Below are 15,875 nucleotides of genomic sequence, written 5' to 3'. Positions count from 1 at the left end.
GCGCTCCCGAGCAGCGGGAACGCGAACAGGATGAGTCCCGACTGGGTGAGGATGGTCCACGAGAAGATGTCCAGGTTCGCCCAGTTGACGGAGTCGCCGCGTTCGGTGAAGATGGTGGCGATGAAGTTGATAGCCCCCATGGTCGCCGAGACACCGGTGAGGTGCAGGCCGAGGAGCATCAGGTCCGCACCGAAGCCGACCTGTTCGACCGACAGCGGCGTGTACATCGTCCAGGAGGTCTGTGCCGGGTCGATACCGGGCAGGAAGAAGCCGGCCCAGACGAGCAGTGCGCCCGGCGGGAGGAGCCAGAACGCGATGGCGTTGATACGTGGGAACGCCATGTCGTCCGCACCGATGAGCAGCGGGACGAAGTAGTTCGAGAATGCGGCGATGATGGGCGTCCCGAAGAGGAACAGCATCGTGATGCCGTGGCTCGTCAGGAGTCCGTTGTAGAGCGCGTTCCCCGCGGCCTGCGACCCGGCGACGGCGGCGAGTGCGTCCATCTCCGCGGTGAACAGTTCGGTCCGCATCAGGAGCACGGCCAGACCGCCCCAGATGAACGCCACGATGGCGTAGAGGCCGTACAGCATCCCGATGTCCTTGTGGTCGACGGTCGTCAGCCAGCGGGTGAGTCCCTCGGGTTTGTGACGGACGACGTTCCCCGACTCGCCGCCGTAGCCGCCTCCGGCGAGCGGCGTGTACGTCCGCCAGTCCTCGGCGCGGGTCAGCAGGACGAAGACGGCCACGAGGAACACCCCCATCAGGGCCGTCAGTGCCAACTGGCCCGACGTGCCGATACCCGCTCCCTGCGCTGGCGTCGCAGGGAGCAACGCTCCTGAAATTTCCATATCCACATTCGGAACTGGGGGATTAGAAAGGTTGTGTTCGCGTTCCGACCGCACGCAGGCGGCCGAATTCGTTCCGGTTCGTTCGTCGACTCAGTTCGCCGACTCTTCGGTCCCGTCGTCGGCGTCGTCGGCCGTCGTCTCGGGGTCCGCGTCGGCGTCCTCGGTGTCGGTCTCCGCCTCGGTGTCGGCGTCGTCGTCGACCGCCGGGTCTTCGAGCGCGCGAGTCTCCTCGCCGGTCACCGACTCGGTCTCCTCGTCGGAGCTTTCGACCTCGCTCGCGCCAGCGACCGCACGCTCGCGGGCTTCGAGTTCCGCCTCGGACTGGGCGATGGCCTTCCCCGAGTAGTAGGTGAGGATGGCCAGGCCGACGAACGGGACGATGAGCAGTGCCATCTGAATCGTCGTCGGGACCAGCGCGTAGCCGAACGGACTGATGACCGCGAACACGACGACGAAGAACAGGATGATAAACAGCGGGATAACGTTGACCGAGAGGTCGAGCATCGTCTCCCGGTCGAACACGTCCGGTGCCATGTCTTCTGCTTCGCCGAGCGCAGTAAATAGGTTGTTGATTCCCTACGCGGCCTCGATGCTTCGCCGACCAGTGACCGTACCAGCGGCGCTCCCGAGCAGTGCCAGCGTCCCGGCGACGACGACGGAGAGGCCCCGCTGGACGTTCGCACTGGCGTCGGCGGCCATCGCCGACCCGACCGTGTCGAGGACGCCGCTCGGCGAGGCGGGCGACTGCGTCAGGACCAGCACCGCACCGAGCACCACGAGCGTCCCGCCGAGCGCACCGAGCAGCGGCCACGGCCGGGCGACGTAGCCGGCGTCCTGCACGATGCCGGCGACGCTGCCGACGAACAGCACCAGACCACCGACGGAGATGGGGAGGAGGTTGATGACGATACCCACCTCGGAGAGCGCGAGGCCGAGCGCGACGAACATCGGCCACGGACTCGACAGCCGGTATTCGTCGCTCACGCCGGGTTGTTCGTCCATACTGGGCCAAGGTGGTGGCGACTCAAAGGTACATCGGAACCGTCGTGTGGTGCCGTCTGCGGGTCGTGGCACGGTGGCCGGGAGCGTGCCGAGTGAAACGAAGCCGCGCGACTCACGCGACGTCGTCCTGGCGGACACGAGAAGGGCGAGAAATCGACGTCACCGGAACGGAGAGTCCCCGGTCGGTTCGCAGTTCGCAGAGCGCGAGATGCGCGGCGAAACCGCGCGCGGTTTCGAGTTCAGGCGAAGGTCCGGGAGACTTCCTCGCCGTCGCTGTCGTCGCCCTGCTGGATCTTCTCCCAGGCGTCCTCGAAGTCCTGCACCTCGACGGTCGTCCGGTCGTCGCGGATGGCGAACATCCCGGCCTCCGTACAGATGGCCTTGATGTCCGCACCGCTGGCCTCGTCGGTGACCTCCGCGAGGTCCGCGAAGTCGACGCTGTCGTCGACCTGCATCGAGCGCGTGTGGATCTGGAAGATGCGTTCGCGGCCCTCGGCGCTCGGGACGGGGACCTCGATGAGGCGGTCGAACCGACCGGGCCGGAGGATGGCGCGGTCGAGCATGTCGAAACGGTTCGTGGCGGCGATGATGGAGATCTGCCCTCGGTCGTCGAAGCCGTCCATCTCGGCGAGCAACTGCATCATGGTGCGCTGGACCTCGGCGTCGCCGGAGGTCTTCGAGTCCGTCCGCTTCGAGGCGATGGCGTCGATCTCGTCGATGAAGATGACCGCGGGCTCGTGCTGGCGGGCGAGTTCGAAGAGGTCCCGAACGAGTTTCGCCCCCTCGCCGATGAACTTGTGGACGAGTTCGGAGCCGGCCATCTTGATGAACGTCGCGTCGGTCTGGTTGGCGACGGCCTTCGCCAGCATCGTCTTCCCCGTGCCGGGCGGGCCGTACAGCAGGACGCCGCTCGGCGGTTCGATGCCGACCTCGTCGAACATCTCGGGGCTGGTCAGCGGCATCTCGACGGTCTCGCGGACCTCGTCGATCTGTTCGTCGATGCCGCCGATGTCGGCGTAGGAGACCTCGGGTTTGCGCTCGACCTGCATCACGCGAGCGCGGACGTCCGTCTCGTTGTCGAGACGCTTGACGATGGAGAGAGAGTTGTTCACCGCGACGCGCGCGTCGGGTTCGAGGTCGTCGCGCATCTCGGGCGTCACGTCGGTGAGCGCCTCCTGGTTGTTCCCGTGCTGTTTGATGATGACGCCCTCGTCGGTGATCTCCTGGACGGTGGCGACGAACAGCGGGGACTGCTTGAGCTTCTTGTTCTCGTGGGTCAGTCGCTCTAGCTTCTGCTGGAACTTGTTGTTCTCCGCGTTCGCGTCGAGAAGTTTGTCGCGCATCTCCTCGTTCTGCCGTTCGAGCACCTCCAGACGCTCCTGGAGGGAGTCGATTTTGTCGTTCTGTGACGCGTCGTCTTCGTACGGCATGTCGACGTCGTCAACAGTGTCGGTCATTGGGGCTATCTATCACGTGCGTTCATAAGAGGTTTCGGTTCGAGATGCCGCCGAGCGGCCGGTCACGCCTCACCGCTCCCGAATCGACCCACGAGAGGTCAATGTTCCGTGGTAATTTCCAAGTAGGAACTATTATCTAAATGCATGTCCACGTGGCGAGTATGAGCACCTGCGAGCAGCAGACGGCGTGTGACAGGGAGGCCGCGTTGCGTGACCTGCCGCCGAGCGCGAAACTCGTCGCCAAAGTGCTGGAGTACGACGGGTCACACACGCAACGGCAGCTCGCGGAAGCGACGCTGCTGCCGACTCGAACGGTCCGCTACGCTATCGGCCGGTTGGAGGAGGCCGACGTCGTCGAGGCACGCGTCTCGTTCACCGACGCGCGGAAACGGGTCTACTCGCTGACCGACCAGTCGCCGACCGTCGAGTAGTCGGGCGTCGCTCCGGGCGGCCGGTCCCGTCCGAGCCTTTTTCAGCCAGACCGACCCACCGTCCCCGTGTCCGACCCTGTCGCCGTGAAGCACGCGCTCGCCGGCCTCGCCGACGGTCCGCCGAGCGACGAGGCGATTCTCACGACCGCCGACCACGCCAGAAGCGACCTCGACGCCGCGGCCAGCTTCGTCGAGTCCGGGGGCCTCGCCCGACTGCGTCGAGTGGTCGACCGAACCGGGGAGGGTCGTGGCCTGTTGCTGGCCTTCGACCGGTACCGCGAGGCCTGCCGGGGGGCCGGTCATCAGTTCCGCCCCGGTCACGTAACGGATTTATCGCCGGGACCGAAAGACGTGCCAGACTGATATGACGCGGGTCATCCACACGGGCGACACCCACATCGGGTACCAGCAGTACCACCGGCCCGAGCGTCGCCAGGACTTCCTCGACGCGTTTCGGCGTGTCCTCCGGGACGCCATCGACGACGACGTCGACGCCGTCGTCCACGCCGGCGACCTCTTCCACGACCGCCGCCCGAGCCTGACGGACATCCTCGGTACGCTCGACGTACTCCGGGACCTCGCGGCCGCCGACGTCCCCTTCCTCGCCGTCGTCGGGAACCACGAGGCGAAACGCGACGCCCAGTGGCTCGACCTCTTCGAGTCGCTCGGCCTCGCGGTCCGTCTCGACGCCTCGCCACACGTCGTCGGGAACACGGCGTTCTACGGGCTCGACTTCGTCCCCCGCTCCCGACGTGACGCCCTCGAGTACGAGTTCGAGAGCCACGACGTCGACCACGCCGCACTCGTCACGCACGGCCTGTTCCAGCCGTTCGACTACGGCGACTGGGACGCCCGCGAGATACTCGAAGGATCGCCGGTCGAGTTCGGCGCGCTCCTGCTCGGTGACAACCACAAGGCCGACCGTGCGCAGGTCGCGGACACGTGGGTCACGTACTGCGGGTCGACCGAGCGGGCGAGCGCCGACGAACGCGAGGACCGCGGCTACAACATCGTCGAGTTCGACGACGACGTGAGCATCTCGCGGCGCGGCATCGACACTCGCGAGTTCGTCTTCGTCGACGTGGAGTTGGCTCCCGACGAGGGTGTCGAGCGCGTCCGCGAACAGGCCAGCCAGTACGACGTCGAGGGCTGTGTCGTCGTCGTCTCGGTCGACGGCGAGGGCGAGCGTATCGCCCCTGCGGAGGTCGAATCGGCCCTCGACGAGCGTGGTGCGCTCGTCGCCCGCGTCACCGACCGCCGGGAGTTCGAGACGACCACCGAGTACGAGGTGTCGTTCGCCGACCCCGACGAGGCGGTCCGCGAGCGGGTCCGCGAACTGGGTCTCAGCAGCGCCGCCCGCGACATCGACGAGACCATCCGCGCGAGCAAGGTCGCCGACTCGAACGTCGCCGACGAGGTCGAATCGCGGGTCCGCGACATCGTCGACGAGGCCGACGCGTTCACACGGGCCGGGCCATCGGCCGAGGACACCGACCCCGCGGTAGCGGACGAGACGGCGGCCGACGGGACGACCGACGACGTCCCAGACGAGGATGCTCCCGACGAGGATACTCCCGACGATGACGACGCCTCGGACGAGGACGGACGGACCGACGACTCGGTCCCCTCCGAGACGCCACCGGAGGAGGCGACGGTAGAGGCCGACGGCGACGGGCAGTCGACGTGGGGTGACTACTGATGCGCTTCGAGCGCGTCCGCCTGGAGAACTTCAAGTGCTACGCCGACGCCGACGTCGACCTCGACGACGGCGTGACGGTCATCTTCGGGCTGAACGGCAGCGGGAAGTCCTCGCTGCTCGAAGCCTGCTTCTTCGCGCTCTACGGCGCGACGGCCCTCGACACGACGCTCGACGAGGTGGTCACTATCGGTGCCGAGGACGCCACCGTCGAACTCTGGTTCGTCCACGGCGGCGAACGCTACCACCTCGAACGCCGCGTGCGCTCCACCGCCGAGCGTGCCCAGACCGCGACGTGCGTTCTGGAGACGCCCCAGGGGTCCGTCGAGGGTGCGCGGGACGTCCGCGGGTTCGTCGAGGACCTGCTCCGGATGGACGCCGAGGCGTTCGTCAACTGCGCCTACGTCCGGCAGGGCGAGGTCAACAAGCTCATCAACGCCTCGCCGGGCGACCGGCAGGACATGATCGACGACCTCCTCCAGCTCGGCACGCTGGAGGAGTACCGCGAGCGGGCCAGCATGGCCCGCCGCGGTGTCGGGCGCGTCCGTGACGCCAAGCGGGAGTTGCTCGACGACAAGCGCCGCGAGGTCGCCGAGAAGGAAGAGGCGGACCTCCACGGCCGACTGAACCGGCTTCGGACGGAGCGCGACCGGAAGAACGAGAAGATCGAGGAGGTCGAAGAGCGCCGCGAGCAGGCCGTCAAGACCCGCGACCACGAACAGCGCCGTCTCGACGAGGCCACCGAACGCCGCGAGCGCCTCGACGATCTCGCCGAGACTATCGAGGAGCTTCGGGAGCGTATCGCCGAGGCGCAGCGCGAGCGACAGGAACACGGCGACCGGCTCTCGGAGCTCCGCGAGACGGCCGACGACGCTCGGGAGGAGCGCGAGGAGTTGCTGGCGGCGAGCGACCTCGACGCGGCGGACCCGTCGGCCATCGACGAGCGTCTCGACGTGCTCGAAGACCGTGACGACGAACTCCGGGACCGCCTCGAAGCACAGCGTATCGAAGCACAGAACCACTCGAACCGCGCCGAACGCCTCCGTGACGAAGCGGACGCCCTCGACGAACGGGCGGACGAAGCGCGGACGGAGGCCGAGACGGCCGACGCGGAAGCGACCGACCGCGCCGACCGCGTCGAGGAGCGACGCGAGACCATCGAGGAGCGCGACGCCGACATCGCCGAGAAACGCGCCCGGTTCGAGCAAGCGCCCTGTGACCGCGACACCGTCGAGGAGTACCGCGAGCGGACGGCCGAACGGGCACGCGAGGCCCGCGACCGGGTCACGTCGCTCGACACCGAACTCGGCACCGCCCGCGACTCGCTCACCGAGGCCGAACGCCTCCGCGACGAGGGGAAGTGCCCCGAGTGTGGTCAGCCGGTCGAGGACTCGCCACACGTCGAGGCCATCGCGGACCGGCGCGACCGCGTCGAGGAACTCGAAGCCGAACTGGCCGACGCGAGAGAGGCCCGCGAGGAGGCCGAAGCGAGGCTCGAGACCGCCGAGGAACTGGTCGCGCTGGCGACCGACCTCGCGTCCCTCGAATCGAAGCAGACCGACCAGCGCGCACTCGTCGAGAGCGCGGCCGAGGACGTCACCGAGAAGCGCGAGCGTGCCGAACGACTGCGCGAGCAGGCCGACGAGTTCGAGGCCGACGCCGCGGAGAAACGCGAGGAAGCGGGCGAGGCCGCCGCCGCGGCCGACGACTGCCGCGAAGTCGTCGCCGAGGTGAACGCCGAACGGCAGACGGTCAAGACGGCTCGTGAGCGACTCGACGCGCTCGCCGACGCCGTCGAACGACTCGCCGACGCCGAGGCCGAACGCGAACGGCTCCGCGAGGACCGCGAGAAACTCGACTCGATGAACGACGAACGCCGCGAGCGACTCCGCGAGGTGCGCGACCAGCGCGAGGAGTTGGCAGAGGCGTTCGACGAAGCGGCCATCGAGAAGGCCCGGACGAACCGCGACGGTGCCGAGGAGTACGTCGAGTGGGCCGACGACGCGCTCCCAACGCTCCGCGAGCAGCGTGACGACCTTCAGGGCGACGTCGGAGCCGTCCGGAACGAACTGGCCGCACTCGACGACCTGCGCGAGCGGCGCGACGCCCTCGAAGCGACCGTCGAGCGCCTCGACACGCTCTACGAGGAGACCGAGGAGCTACAGGAGATGTACGCCGGCCTGCGTGCCGAGTTACGACAGCGCAACGTCGACAAACTCGAGTCGCTGCTCAACGAGACGTTCGACCTGGTCTACCAGAACGATTCCTACGCCCGCATCGAACTGGACGGCGACTACTCGCTGACGGTCTACCAGAAGGACGGCGAACCGCTCGACCCCGAACAGCTGTCGGGGGGCGAGCGCGCGCTGTTCAACCTCTCGCTGCGCTGTGCCATCTACCGCCTGCTCGCGGAGGGCATCGAGGGGGCCGCACCGATGCCGCCGCTCATCCTCGACGAGCCGACGGTGTTTCTCGACTCGGGACACGTCTCGAAACTGGTCGAACTCGTCGAGTCGATGCGCGACGTGGGCGTCGAACAGATCGTCGTCGTCAGCCACGACGAGGAACTCGTGGGGGCGGCCGACGACCTCATCCACGTCGAGAAAGATCCCACCTCGAACCGCTCGACGGTCGAACGCGAGAACGAACTGGTGTCGGTGCTGGCGGACTGAGCGCGGCGACGTCACCGGTCGCCCCGACCCGCTCGCAACACGGCGAGCGCCTCCCGTGCGTCGTCCGTGAGGTCGTAGCCGCGTTCGCCCGCGGCGGCCGCCTCCACGACCAGCCCCGCCGCCCGGAACTCGCCCACGAGGCCGAGCACGTCGCTCTCACAGAGGTCGTACTCCAGTAACGCGCGGGCCGGGACGGGTCCACGCCGGTCGAGTTCGAGCAGGAGACCGAGCGCCCGGTCGTCACGACACGCCGAGAGGACGCGCCGAACCGGCCCCGAGACGGCTCCCGCGGCGAGCGAGAGCGGGTCCGTCGAGTCGTCGACGGTGAGGCGGTCGTTCGGGACGTAGCGCTCCTCGCCGGTCTCGGGGTGTCGGACGAGCGACGACTCGCTCGACCGTTTGACCAGGAGATAGCGCTGGCCGTCGTCGTCGTGGACCGTCCGCATGACTCCCCGTACCGTCGGTCGCTCGTTAGTCCTGTCGGTCACGCTGGTAGCCGGCGTAGAAGCGGTAGGCGAAGACGGCCGAGACCAGGCCGATGAGCGTCGTACCGCCGCCGAGACGCAGGTCGCCCCAGAAGTAGAGGAACATCGGGCCGAGGCTCAGCCCCAGCAACGCGACGTTGAGCATGACGACCGCCCCCCAGAACGCCCGGAAGAGGTCGTCGTCGACGTCCGACTCCGAGAACTCCGGCGTCCCCGGGGCCTCCGGGACGTCTACCGACGGCGCGAGGCTGTCCGGGTCGAACTCCTCGGGTTCGTCGGGCCAGGGGTCGTCCTGCCGGTCCTCCTCGAAGGGGTCTATCACGGTGGACGGTACGGGCGGCGGTGGAAAAAGCGTCCCTATGTCGCGTCGTCCAGTCGGACGGTGACCGCCGACTGTATCCACGCCAGCGGGTTCTCCCCGTCGAAGAGGACCCACCCGCCGTCGGTCTCGTACGATTCGGTGGTGGCGATCGCGTCTTCGGCGGTCACGGTGGACTCGGCCGACTCTGTACTCGACTCCGACGTGACATCTCCGTCGACCATTGTCGCTCCCTTGCTACGCCGTGACACGGTAAATGCGTTGTGTACCGAGCAACGGTCGCCACTACCGACGAGGTGGTGTCGTCGTCGTCGGTGGCGGGCGGTCTCGACGGCGGGGACGGGTCGGTCCGCCGTCGGGAGGTGGTGGCGGGTGGCTCTCGCCGACCGCGGGGGTTTTTACCGGAGGACTCGAACCTCGGACAACATGAAACAGAGTGGGCTCGCCGACTTCTCCGACGGCGACACGCCGCGTCCCGAGGCCGAGGCGGAGGCCGTCGCGGGCGACGGGGGCGGTCTCGCGCCGGAGGTCGTCGACACCTCCGACTACCGATATCCCGACCCCGACGGGAGCGTCGAACTCGCGGTCACGCAGGTCGACTACACCATCGAGGGCGCGGGCCGCGAGGAACACCCGGTCCTCCACGTGTTCGGTCGGACGAGCGACAACGAGACCGAACACGTTCGCGTCCGGGAGTTCCCGCCGTACTTCTACACGCCGCTGGCGGACCTCGAACGCGCGGGCGGCGGAGACGGTGCTGAGGAGGACGGTGACGAACCGCTGCTGTCGACGCAGTTCACCGACGACCGCCTGATGGAAGAGCGCATCACGGGCGTCGAGACGCGGGGCGACCTCGTCCCCGAACTCTCGGGCGACGAGGCTCAGGAGGTCGTCACCTACGAGTCCATCCGTGGCGAGACGCTCGTGAAGGTGACCGGTCAGACCCCACGCGACGTCGGACAGCTGCGTGACCGGTTCGACCACTACGAGGCGGACATCCTGTTCCCGAACCGCCTGCTCATCGACAAGGACGTCACGAGCGGTGTCCGCGTCCCGGCCCGTCGGAACGACGACGACGTCATCGACGTCCCACACCAGGAACTCCGTGCGGTGGACGTCGAAGCCGACCTCCGGGTGAACACGTTCGACATCGAGGTGGACGACCGGAACGGGTTCCCCGAGGAGGGCGAGGAGCGCATCGTCTGTCTCACCAGTCACGACAACTACCACGACGAGTACGTCGTCTGGCTCTACGAAGCGCCCGACGGCGAGTCCGGCCCGGACACGCTCCCCGACTACGACCCGCTGCGAGAGGGCCCCGAGGTGGACGTGCGCCGGTTCGACACCGAGGAAGCGATGCTGAACGCGTTCCTCGACTACGTCGACGAGACGGACCCGGACGTGCTGACGGGGTGGAACTTCACCGACTTCGACGCCCCGTACCTGCTCGACCGCATCGACGTGCTCTCGGACGGGCCGGACGCGCCCGACGACCTCGACTCGAACCGCCTCTCGCGGGTGAACGAGGTGTGGCGTTCGGACTGGCAGGGGCCGAACATCAAGGGCCGTGTCGCGTTCGACCTGCTGTACGCCTACAAGCGCATCAAGATCAGCGAACTCGACAGCTACCGACTCGACGCCGTCGGCGAGGCAGAACTGGGCGTCGGCAAGGAGCGCTACGCGGGCGACATCGGTGACCTGTGGGAGCAGGACCCCGGACGACTGCTGGAGTACAACCTGCGCGACGTGGAGCTGTGTGTCGAACTCGACCGCAAGCAGAACATCGTCCCGTTCTGGGAGGAGGTCGCCACCTTCGTCGGTGCGAAACTGGAGGACGCGACGACGCCCGGCGACGCAGTGGACATGTACATCCTCCACAAGGTCCACGGCGAGTTCGCACTGCCCTCGAAGGGCGCGGTGGAGTCGGAGGACTACGAGGGTGGCGCGGTGTTCGACCCCATCACGGGCGTCAAGGAGATGGTGTCCGTCCTCGACCTGAAGTCGCTGTACCCGATGTGCATGGTGACTATCAACGCCTCCCCGGAGACGAAGGTCGACCCCGAGACGTTCGACGGGGACACGTTCGTCGCGCCCAACGGGATGCACTTCCGGAAGGAACCGGACGGCATCATCCGGGAGATGGTGACCGAACTGCTCGCCGAGCGTGACGAGAAGAAGCGCCTACGCGACGAGAACGAGGCCGGCAGCGACGCCTACGAGACGTTCGACCGCCAGCAGGGCGCGGTGAAGGTCATCATGAACTCGCTGTACGGCGTGCTGGGGTGGGACCGGTTCCGCCTCTACGACAAGGACATGGGCGCGGCGGTGACGGCGACGGGCCGGAAAGTCATCGAGTTCACCGACCAGACCGTCCAGGAGATGGGGTACGAGGTCGCGTACGGCGACACCGACTCCATCATGCTCGAACTCGGCGAGGGCGTCTCGAAGGAGGCGGCCATCGAGCAGTCGTTCGACCTCGAAGAGCGCATCAACGCCGCGTACGACGACCTCGCGGCGGAGATGAACGCCGACGAGCACCGCTTCCAGATCGAGTTCGAGAAGCTCTATCGCCGGTTCTTCCAAGCGGGCAAGAAGAAACGCTACGCCGGCCACATCGTCTGGAAGGAGGGGAAGGACGTCGACGACATCGACATCACGGGCTTCGAGTACAAGCGCTCGGATATCGCGCCCATCACGAAGGAGGTCCAACAGCAGGTGCTGGAGATGATCGTCAAGGAGGGCGACGTCGAGGGCGTCAAGGACTACGTCCACGACACCATCCAGCGCTTCGAGAACGGCGACATCAGCGTCGAGGAGGTGGGCATCCCCGGCGGCATCGGGAAGCGACTCGACGACTACGACACCGACACCGCCCACATCCGTGGCGCGAAGTACGCCAACCTCCTGTTGGGGACCAACTTCGCCCGCGGGTCGAAACCCAAGCGCCTCTACCTCGGCCGGGTCCACAACGACTTCTACGAGCGTATCGAACACGAGCGTGACCTCTCGACCCGTTCGAACCCCATCTACCGGGAGTTCCGGCAGAAAGAGGACGTCATCTGCATCGAGTTCGCCGACCAACTCCCCGAGGAGTTCGAGGTGGACTGGGACGTGATGCTCGACAAGACGCTCCAGGGTCCCATCGAGCGTATCCTCGAAGCCGTCGGCGTCTCCTGGGACGAGGTGAAGTCGGGACAGACACAGATGGGACTGGGCAGTTTCGGATAGTCTCCCCCGACACGCTTTCACATACGGAAAGATTCGTTTTCGTTCCCTGAACTGGAATCGGGCGAATACGAAACCATTATCCCCCGCACGCGCGGACGACGACTCAGGAGATAAGGTGTTCTCATTATGGCTCGATTAGAGATAAAAGACCTCCACGCAGAGGTCGCTGAAGACGGCGGAGAGCAGATTCTGAAGGGCGTGAACCTCGAAGTCAACACGGGCGAGATTCACGCGCTCATGGGACCGAACGGGTCGGGCAAGTCCACGACGGCGAAGGTCATCGCCGGCCACCCAGCCTACGAAGTGACGCAGGGTGAAGTGTTCATCCACCTCGAAGCCGACGACTTCGGCGAGGACTTCGACATCCCCGAGGACAAGCGCACGTGGAACCTGCTGGACCTCGAACCGAACGAGCGCGCCGCACTCGGCGTGTTCCTCGCGTTCCAGTACCCCGCAGAGATCGAGGGCGTCACGATGGTGAACTTCCTTCGCACCGCCCTGAACGCGAAGCTCGAAGAGCGAGAAGAGCTGTTCGAGGACGACGACGAGGCCGACGACGAAGAAGAAGAGGTCGGCTACGACACCTCCCCGATGGAGGGGAACGTCGACGAGGGCGAGGTCGGTGTCGCCGAGTTCCAGCAGCTGCTCGCCGAGAAGATGGAGCAGCTGGACATGGACGAGCGCTTCGCCCAGCGCTACCTCAACGCCGGCTTCTCCGGCGGCGAGAAGAAGCAGAACGAGGTGCTCCAGGCCGCCATCCTCGAACCCTCCATCGCGGTGCTCGACGAGATCGACTCGGGCCTGGACATCGACCGCCTGCAGGACGTGGCGACGGGCATCAACGCCCTGCGCGACGAGGTCGGCACCGGCATCCTGCAGATCACCCACTACCAGCGTATCCTCGACTACGTCGAGCCGGACCACGTCCACATCATGCTCGACGGGAAAGTCGTCAAGAGCGGCGGCTCGGAACTCGCCGAGCAGCTCGAGGACAAGGGGTACGACTGGGTCCGTGAAGAAGTGTACGAGACAGCTTGAACCGTCTTGAGACCTAACCCCAACACAACATGAGTTCAGACGACCACCTCAAAGAGACAGACACCGAAGCCCGCTTCGAGTTCAAGAAAGAGCAGAAGTCGGCGTTCAAATCCGAGAAGGGCCTCACCGAGGAGACCATCCGCCTCATCTCGGAGGACAAAGACGAGCCCGAGTGGATGCTGGAGCGACGCCTCCGCGCGCTCAAGCAGTTCCAGGAGATGCCGATGCCGACCGACTGGCCGGGCCAGCCCGACCTGAGCGAGGTCGACGTCGACGAGATCGTCCCGTACATCCGCCCGGACATCGACACGCGCGGCGGCGAGGAGTCCTGGGAGGACCTCCCCGAGGAGATCCGGGACACGTTCGAGAAGCTCGGCATCCCCGAAGCAGAGCGCAACGCGCTCTCGGGTGTCGGCGCACAGTACGAGTCCGAGATCGTCTACCAGAACATGCAGGAGCGCTGGCAGGAGAAAGGCGTCATCTTCTGTGACATGGACAAGGCGGTCCAGGAGCACGAAGAGCTCGTCAAGGAGTACTTCATGACGAAGTGCGTCCCGCCCAGCGACAACAAGTTCGCCGCGCTCCACGGTGCGGTCTGGTCCGGCGGGTCGTTCGTCTACGTGCCCGAGGACGTCACCGTCGAGATGCCGGTGCAGGCGTACTTCCGGATGAACTCCGAGGGGATGGGCCAGTTCGAGCACACGCTCATCATCGCCGAGGAGAACTCCGAGATGCACTACATCGAGGGCTGTTCGGCCCCGAAGTACGGCCGCTTCAACCTCCACAGCGGGGGCGTCGAAGTGTTCGTCAAGGAGGGTGCGCACGTCCAGTACTCGACGGTGCAGAACTGGTCGAAGAACACCTACAACCTCAACACCAAGCGTGCCATCTGCGAGAAGGACGCGACGATGGAGTGGGTGTCGGGGAGCATGGGCTCGAAGGCCACGATGCTCTACCCGTGTACCATCCTCAAGGGTCCCGGCGCGACGGACAACCACATCACCATCGCGTTCGCCGGCGAGGGCCAGAACATCGACACCGGCGCGAAGGTCTACCACAACGCGCCACACACGAAGTCGACAATCGAGTCGAAGTCCATCAGCAAGGACGGCGGCCGCACGAACTACCGCGGTCTCGTCCACATCGCCGACGGCGCGGAGCACTCCAGCACCGCCGTCGAGTGTGACGCGCTGATGTTCGACAACGAATCGACCTCCGACACCATGCCGTACATGGAGATCGAGGAGTCGAAGGTCGACGTCGCCCACGAGGCCACTGTGGGTAAAATCGGCGACGAGGACGTCTTCTACCTCCAGTCGCGTGGGCTGGACGACGACGACGCCAAGCAGATGATCGTCGCCGGGTTCATCGAACCCATCACGGAGGAGCTGCCCATCGAGTACGCGGTCGAACTCAACCGCCTCATCGAACTCGAGATGGAGGGCTCGCTCGGATAGATGAGCACGCAGGTACACGCGAACCTCACGGAAGCACAGGTTCGTGAAATCTCGGAGTCGCTCGGCGAACCCGAGTGGCTCCTCCAGACGCGTCTGGACGCGCTGGCGGCGCTGGAGGACATCGACTTCCCCGCCGTCATCCAGACGCCGGGGCGCAAGTGGACGAACCTCTCGGACCTCGCGTTCGAGGAGTTCGTCGACCCGCTGAACGCCGCCGAGGAGAAAGACCAGATCGGCCCCGACGAGGTCGAAGTCCTCTCGTTCGCCGAGGCGCTCGACAGCCACGAGGAGCTCGTTCGCGAGCACTTCGGGAGCATCGTCGACCCGCAGACGAACTACCTGACGGCGCTCTCGACGGCGCTGTTCTCGACGGGCACCGTCGTCTACGTCCCCGAGGGCGTCGACGCCGAAGACGTGACGATTCGGACGACGATGAACAGCCGGTCGCTGTTCAACTACACGCTCGTCGTCGCCGAGGAGTCCTCCTCGGTCACCATCCTCGAACGCCAGGAGACCGGCGACGAGATGGAGGGCGAGCGCTACTACTCGGGCATCACCGAGTTGGCGGTCGGCGAGAACGCGTACGTCCAGTACGGCTCGCTCCAGGACCTCTCGGAGGAGACGTACAACTACCAGCTGAAGTACGGTGCCACCGACACGTACGGGCAGGTCGACATCATCGACTGCAACATCGGCTCGCGGCTGACGAAGACGTCGGTCGAGGCCGACCTGAACGGCGACGGCTCGGAGACGAAGCTCGTCGGCGCGTTCTACGGCCACGACGACCAGCACTTCGACGTCGACTCGCGTGTCTGGCACCGCGCCGAACACACCACGGCGGACCTCGTCACCCGCGGCGTCATCGACGACCGCGCCCGCTCGGTCTACGAGGGCGTCCAGGACGTCGGGCGCGACGCCTGGAGCACGTCGTCGTACCAGCGTGAGAACACCCTGATGCTGAGCGACGAGTCCGAGGCCGACGCCTCGCCGAAGCTCATCATCAACAACCACGACACCGAGGCGAGTCACTCCGCGACGGTCGGACAGGTCGACGCAGAGGACCTGTTCTACATGACCTCACGCGGTGTCCCGCCACAGCTCGCGAAGAACATGCTCGTCGAGGGGTTCTACGTCCCCGTCCTCGAAGAGATCGAGGTGGAGGAACTGCGCGAGGACCTCCAAGGGCGTATCCGCGACCGACTCGCGGGTCGCTTCGACTGAGTACTCGCCTTCGGTCTTGCA

General features: G+C 66.4%; 15 protein-coding genes. 8 read left to right on the top strand and 7 right to left on the bottom strand.

The genetic code is table 11. From position 1 onward, the window contains the following. The 4 genes from GQS65_RS18500 to pan1 form a co-directional block, all read right to left on the bottom strand. Positions 1-848, bottom strand: an 848-nt coding sequence (locus GQS65_RS18500; RefSeq protein WP_394351462.1) for a cbb3-type cytochrome c oxidase subunit I, incomplete at its 3' end; no start/stop codon positions are given. A 90-nt stretch (positions 849-938) separates the two neighbouring features. Further along, positions 939-1,382 carry a DUF6684 family protein gene (locus GQS65_RS18495; RefSeq protein ID WP_158206103.1) on the bottom strand — a complete coding sequence of 148 codons (444 nt, stop codon included), beginning with the start codon at positions 1,380-1,382 and terminating at the stop codon, positions 939-941. Positions 1,383-1,424: 42 nt separating this feature from the next. After that, on the bottom strand, positions 1,425-1,850 hold the full coding sequence (locus GQS65_RS18490) for a DUF7541 family protein (protein WP_158206102.1): 426 nt from the start codon (positions 1,848-1,850) through the stop codon (positions 1,425-1,427). Between the two features lie 239 nt (positions 1,851-2,089). Continuing rightward, the gene (pan1, locus tag GQS65_RS18485) at positions 2,090-3,307 is read right to left on the bottom strand and encodes a proteasome-activating nucleotidase Pan1 (RefSeq protein ID WP_158206101.1); all 1,218 of its coding nucleotides are present in this window, start codon (positions 3,305-3,307) and stop codon (positions 2,090-2,092) included. Between the two features lie 161 nt (positions 3,308-3,468). Here pan1 and GQS65_RS18480 point away from each other — a divergent pair, with 161 nt between their 5' ends. From GQS65_RS18480 to rad50, 4 genes are all read left to right on the top strand, one after another. Continuing rightward, positions 3,469-3,738 (top strand): winged helix-turn-helix domain-containing protein, encoded by a 270-nt coding sequence (locus GQS65_RS18480; protein WP_158206100.1) that lies wholly within the window; start codon positions 3,469-3,471, stop codon positions 3,736-3,738. Positions 3,739-3,804: 66 nt separating this feature from the next. Then, positions 3,805-4,101: a hypothetical protein gene (locus GQS65_RS18475; protein WP_158206099.1), complete on the top strand. Its 297-nt coding sequence runs from the start codon at positions 3,805-3,807 to the stop codon at positions 4,099-4,101. A 1-nt stretch (position 4,102) separates the two neighbouring features. After that, positions 4,103-5,437 (top strand): DNA double-strand break repair protein Mre11, encoded by a 1,335-nt coding sequence (gene mre11, locus GQS65_RS18470; RefSeq protein ID WP_158206098.1) that lies wholly within the window; start codon positions 4,103-4,105, stop codon positions 5,435-5,437. Then, positions 5,437-8,106 (top strand): DNA double-strand break repair ATPase Rad50, encoded by a 2,670-nt coding sequence (rad50, locus tag GQS65_RS18465; protein ID WP_158206097.1) that lies wholly within the window; start codon positions 5,437-5,439, stop codon positions 8,104-8,106. Before mre11 ends, rad50 begins: the two co-directional genes overlap by 1 nt. Positions 8,107-8,117: 11 nt before the next feature. Here rad50 and GQS65_RS18460 read toward each other — a convergent pair whose 3' ends face one another. The 3 genes from GQS65_RS18460 to GQS65_RS18450 are packed head-to-tail and all read right to left on the bottom strand — an operon-like array spanning position 8,118 to position 9,134. After that, positions 8,118-8,552, bottom strand: coding sequence for a DUF7346 family protein (locus GQS65_RS18460; protein WP_158206096.1), 435 nt, complete (start codon positions 8,550-8,552; stop codon positions 8,118-8,120). 25 nt (positions 8,553-8,577) lie between these two features. After that, positions 8,578-8,913: a DUF7322 domain-containing protein gene (locus tag GQS65_RS18455; RefSeq protein ID WP_158206095.1), complete on the bottom strand. Its 336-nt coding sequence runs from the start codon at positions 8,911-8,913 to the stop codon at positions 8,578-8,580. Positions 8,914-8,948: 35 nt separating this feature from the next. Beyond that, a complete protein-coding gene (locus GQS65_RS18450) occupies positions 8,949-9,134 on the bottom strand; it encodes a DUF7331 family protein (protein WP_158206094.1) in 186 nt (61 codons plus the stop codon). 202 nt (positions 9,135-9,336) lie between these two features. On the opposite strand from GQS65_RS18450, the gene GQS65_RS18445 reads away from it, so the two are divergent. The 4 genes from GQS65_RS18445 (at position 9,337) to sufD (ending at position 15,854) form a co-directional block, all read left to right on the top strand. After that, complete coding sequence (locus GQS65_RS18445) at positions 9,337-12,138, top strand: DNA-directed DNA polymerase (RefSeq protein WP_158206093.1); 2,802 nt, start codon at positions 9,337-9,339, stop codon at positions 12,136-12,138. 126 nt (positions 12,139-12,264) lie between these two features. Then, the gene (locus GQS65_RS18440) at positions 12,265-13,176 is read left to right on the top strand and encodes an ABC transporter ATP-binding protein (RefSeq protein ID WP_158206092.1); all 912 of its coding nucleotides are present in this window, start codon (positions 12,265-12,267) and stop codon (positions 13,174-13,176) included. Between the two features lie 29 nt (positions 13,177-13,205). Continuing rightward, the gene (gene sufB / locus GQS65_RS18435) at positions 13,206-14,633 is read left to right on the top strand and encodes a Fe-S cluster assembly protein SufB (RefSeq protein ID WP_158206091.1); all 1,428 of its coding nucleotides are present in this window, start codon (positions 13,206-13,208) and stop codon (positions 14,631-14,633) included. Next, entirely contained in the window at positions 14,634-15,854 is a 1,221-nt protein-coding gene (gene sufD / locus GQS65_RS18430) for a Fe-S cluster assembly protein SufD (protein WP_158206090.1), read from the top strand. Positions 15,855-15,875: the final 21 nt, after the last annotated feature.

The organism is Halomarina oriensis (assembly GCF_009791395.1).
GTDB lineage: Archaea > Halobacteriota > Halobacteria > Halobacteriales > Haloarculaceae > Halomarina > Halomarina oriensis.
The sequence above is the reverse complement of the archived record's forward strand: the minus strand, read 5'-3'. Positions and strand labels throughout refer to the sequence as shown.

Excerpts from the sequence above, each read along its gene's own strand:
- mre11 (WP_158206098.1), top strand. The coding sequence starts at position 4,103 with ATGACGCGGGTCATCCACACGGGCGACACCCACATCGGGTACCAGCAG.
- GQS65_RS18490 (WP_158206102.1), bottom strand. The coding sequence starts at position 1,850 with ATGGACGAACAACCCGGCGTGAGCGACGAATACCGGCTGTCGAGTCCG.
- sufB (WP_158206091.1), top strand. The coding sequence starts at position 13,206 with ATGAGTTCAGACGACCACCTCAAAGAGACAGACACCGAAGCCCGCTTC.
- GQS65_RS18495 (WP_158206103.1), bottom strand. The coding sequence starts at position 1,382 with ATGGCACCGGACGTGTTCGACCGGGAGACGATGCTCGACCTCTCGGTC.
- GQS65_RS18480 (WP_158206100.1), top strand. The coding sequence starts at position 3,469 with ATGAGCACCTGCGAGCAGCAGACGGCGTGTGACAGGGAGGCCGCGTTG.
- GQS65_RS18440 (WP_158206092.1), top strand. The coding sequence starts at position 12,265 with ATGGCTCGATTAGAGATAAAAGACCTCCACGCAGAGGTCGCTGAAGAC.
- pan1 (WP_158206101.1), bottom strand. The coding sequence starts at position 3,307 with ATGACCGACACTGTTGACGACGTCGACATGCCGTACGAAGACGACGCG.
- GQS65_RS18460 (WP_158206096.1), bottom strand. The coding sequence starts at position 8,552 with ATGCGGACGGTCCACGACGACGACGGCCAGCGCTATCTCCTGGTCAAA.
- rad50 (WP_158206097.1), top strand. The coding sequence starts at position 5,437 with ATGCGCTTCGAGCGCGTCCGCCTGGAGAACTTCAAGTGCTACGCCGAC.
- GQS65_RS18450 (WP_158206094.1), bottom strand. The coding sequence starts at position 9,134 with ATGGTCGACGGAGATGTCACGTCGGAGTCGAGTACAGAGTCGGCCGAG.
- sufD (WP_158206090.1), top strand. The coding sequence starts at position 14,634 with ATGAGCACGCAGGTACACGCGAACCTCACGGAAGCACAGGTTCGTGAA.
- GQS65_RS18445 (WP_158206093.1), top strand. The coding sequence starts at position 9,337 with ATGAAACAGAGTGGGCTCGCCGACTTCTCCGACGGCGACACGCCGCGT.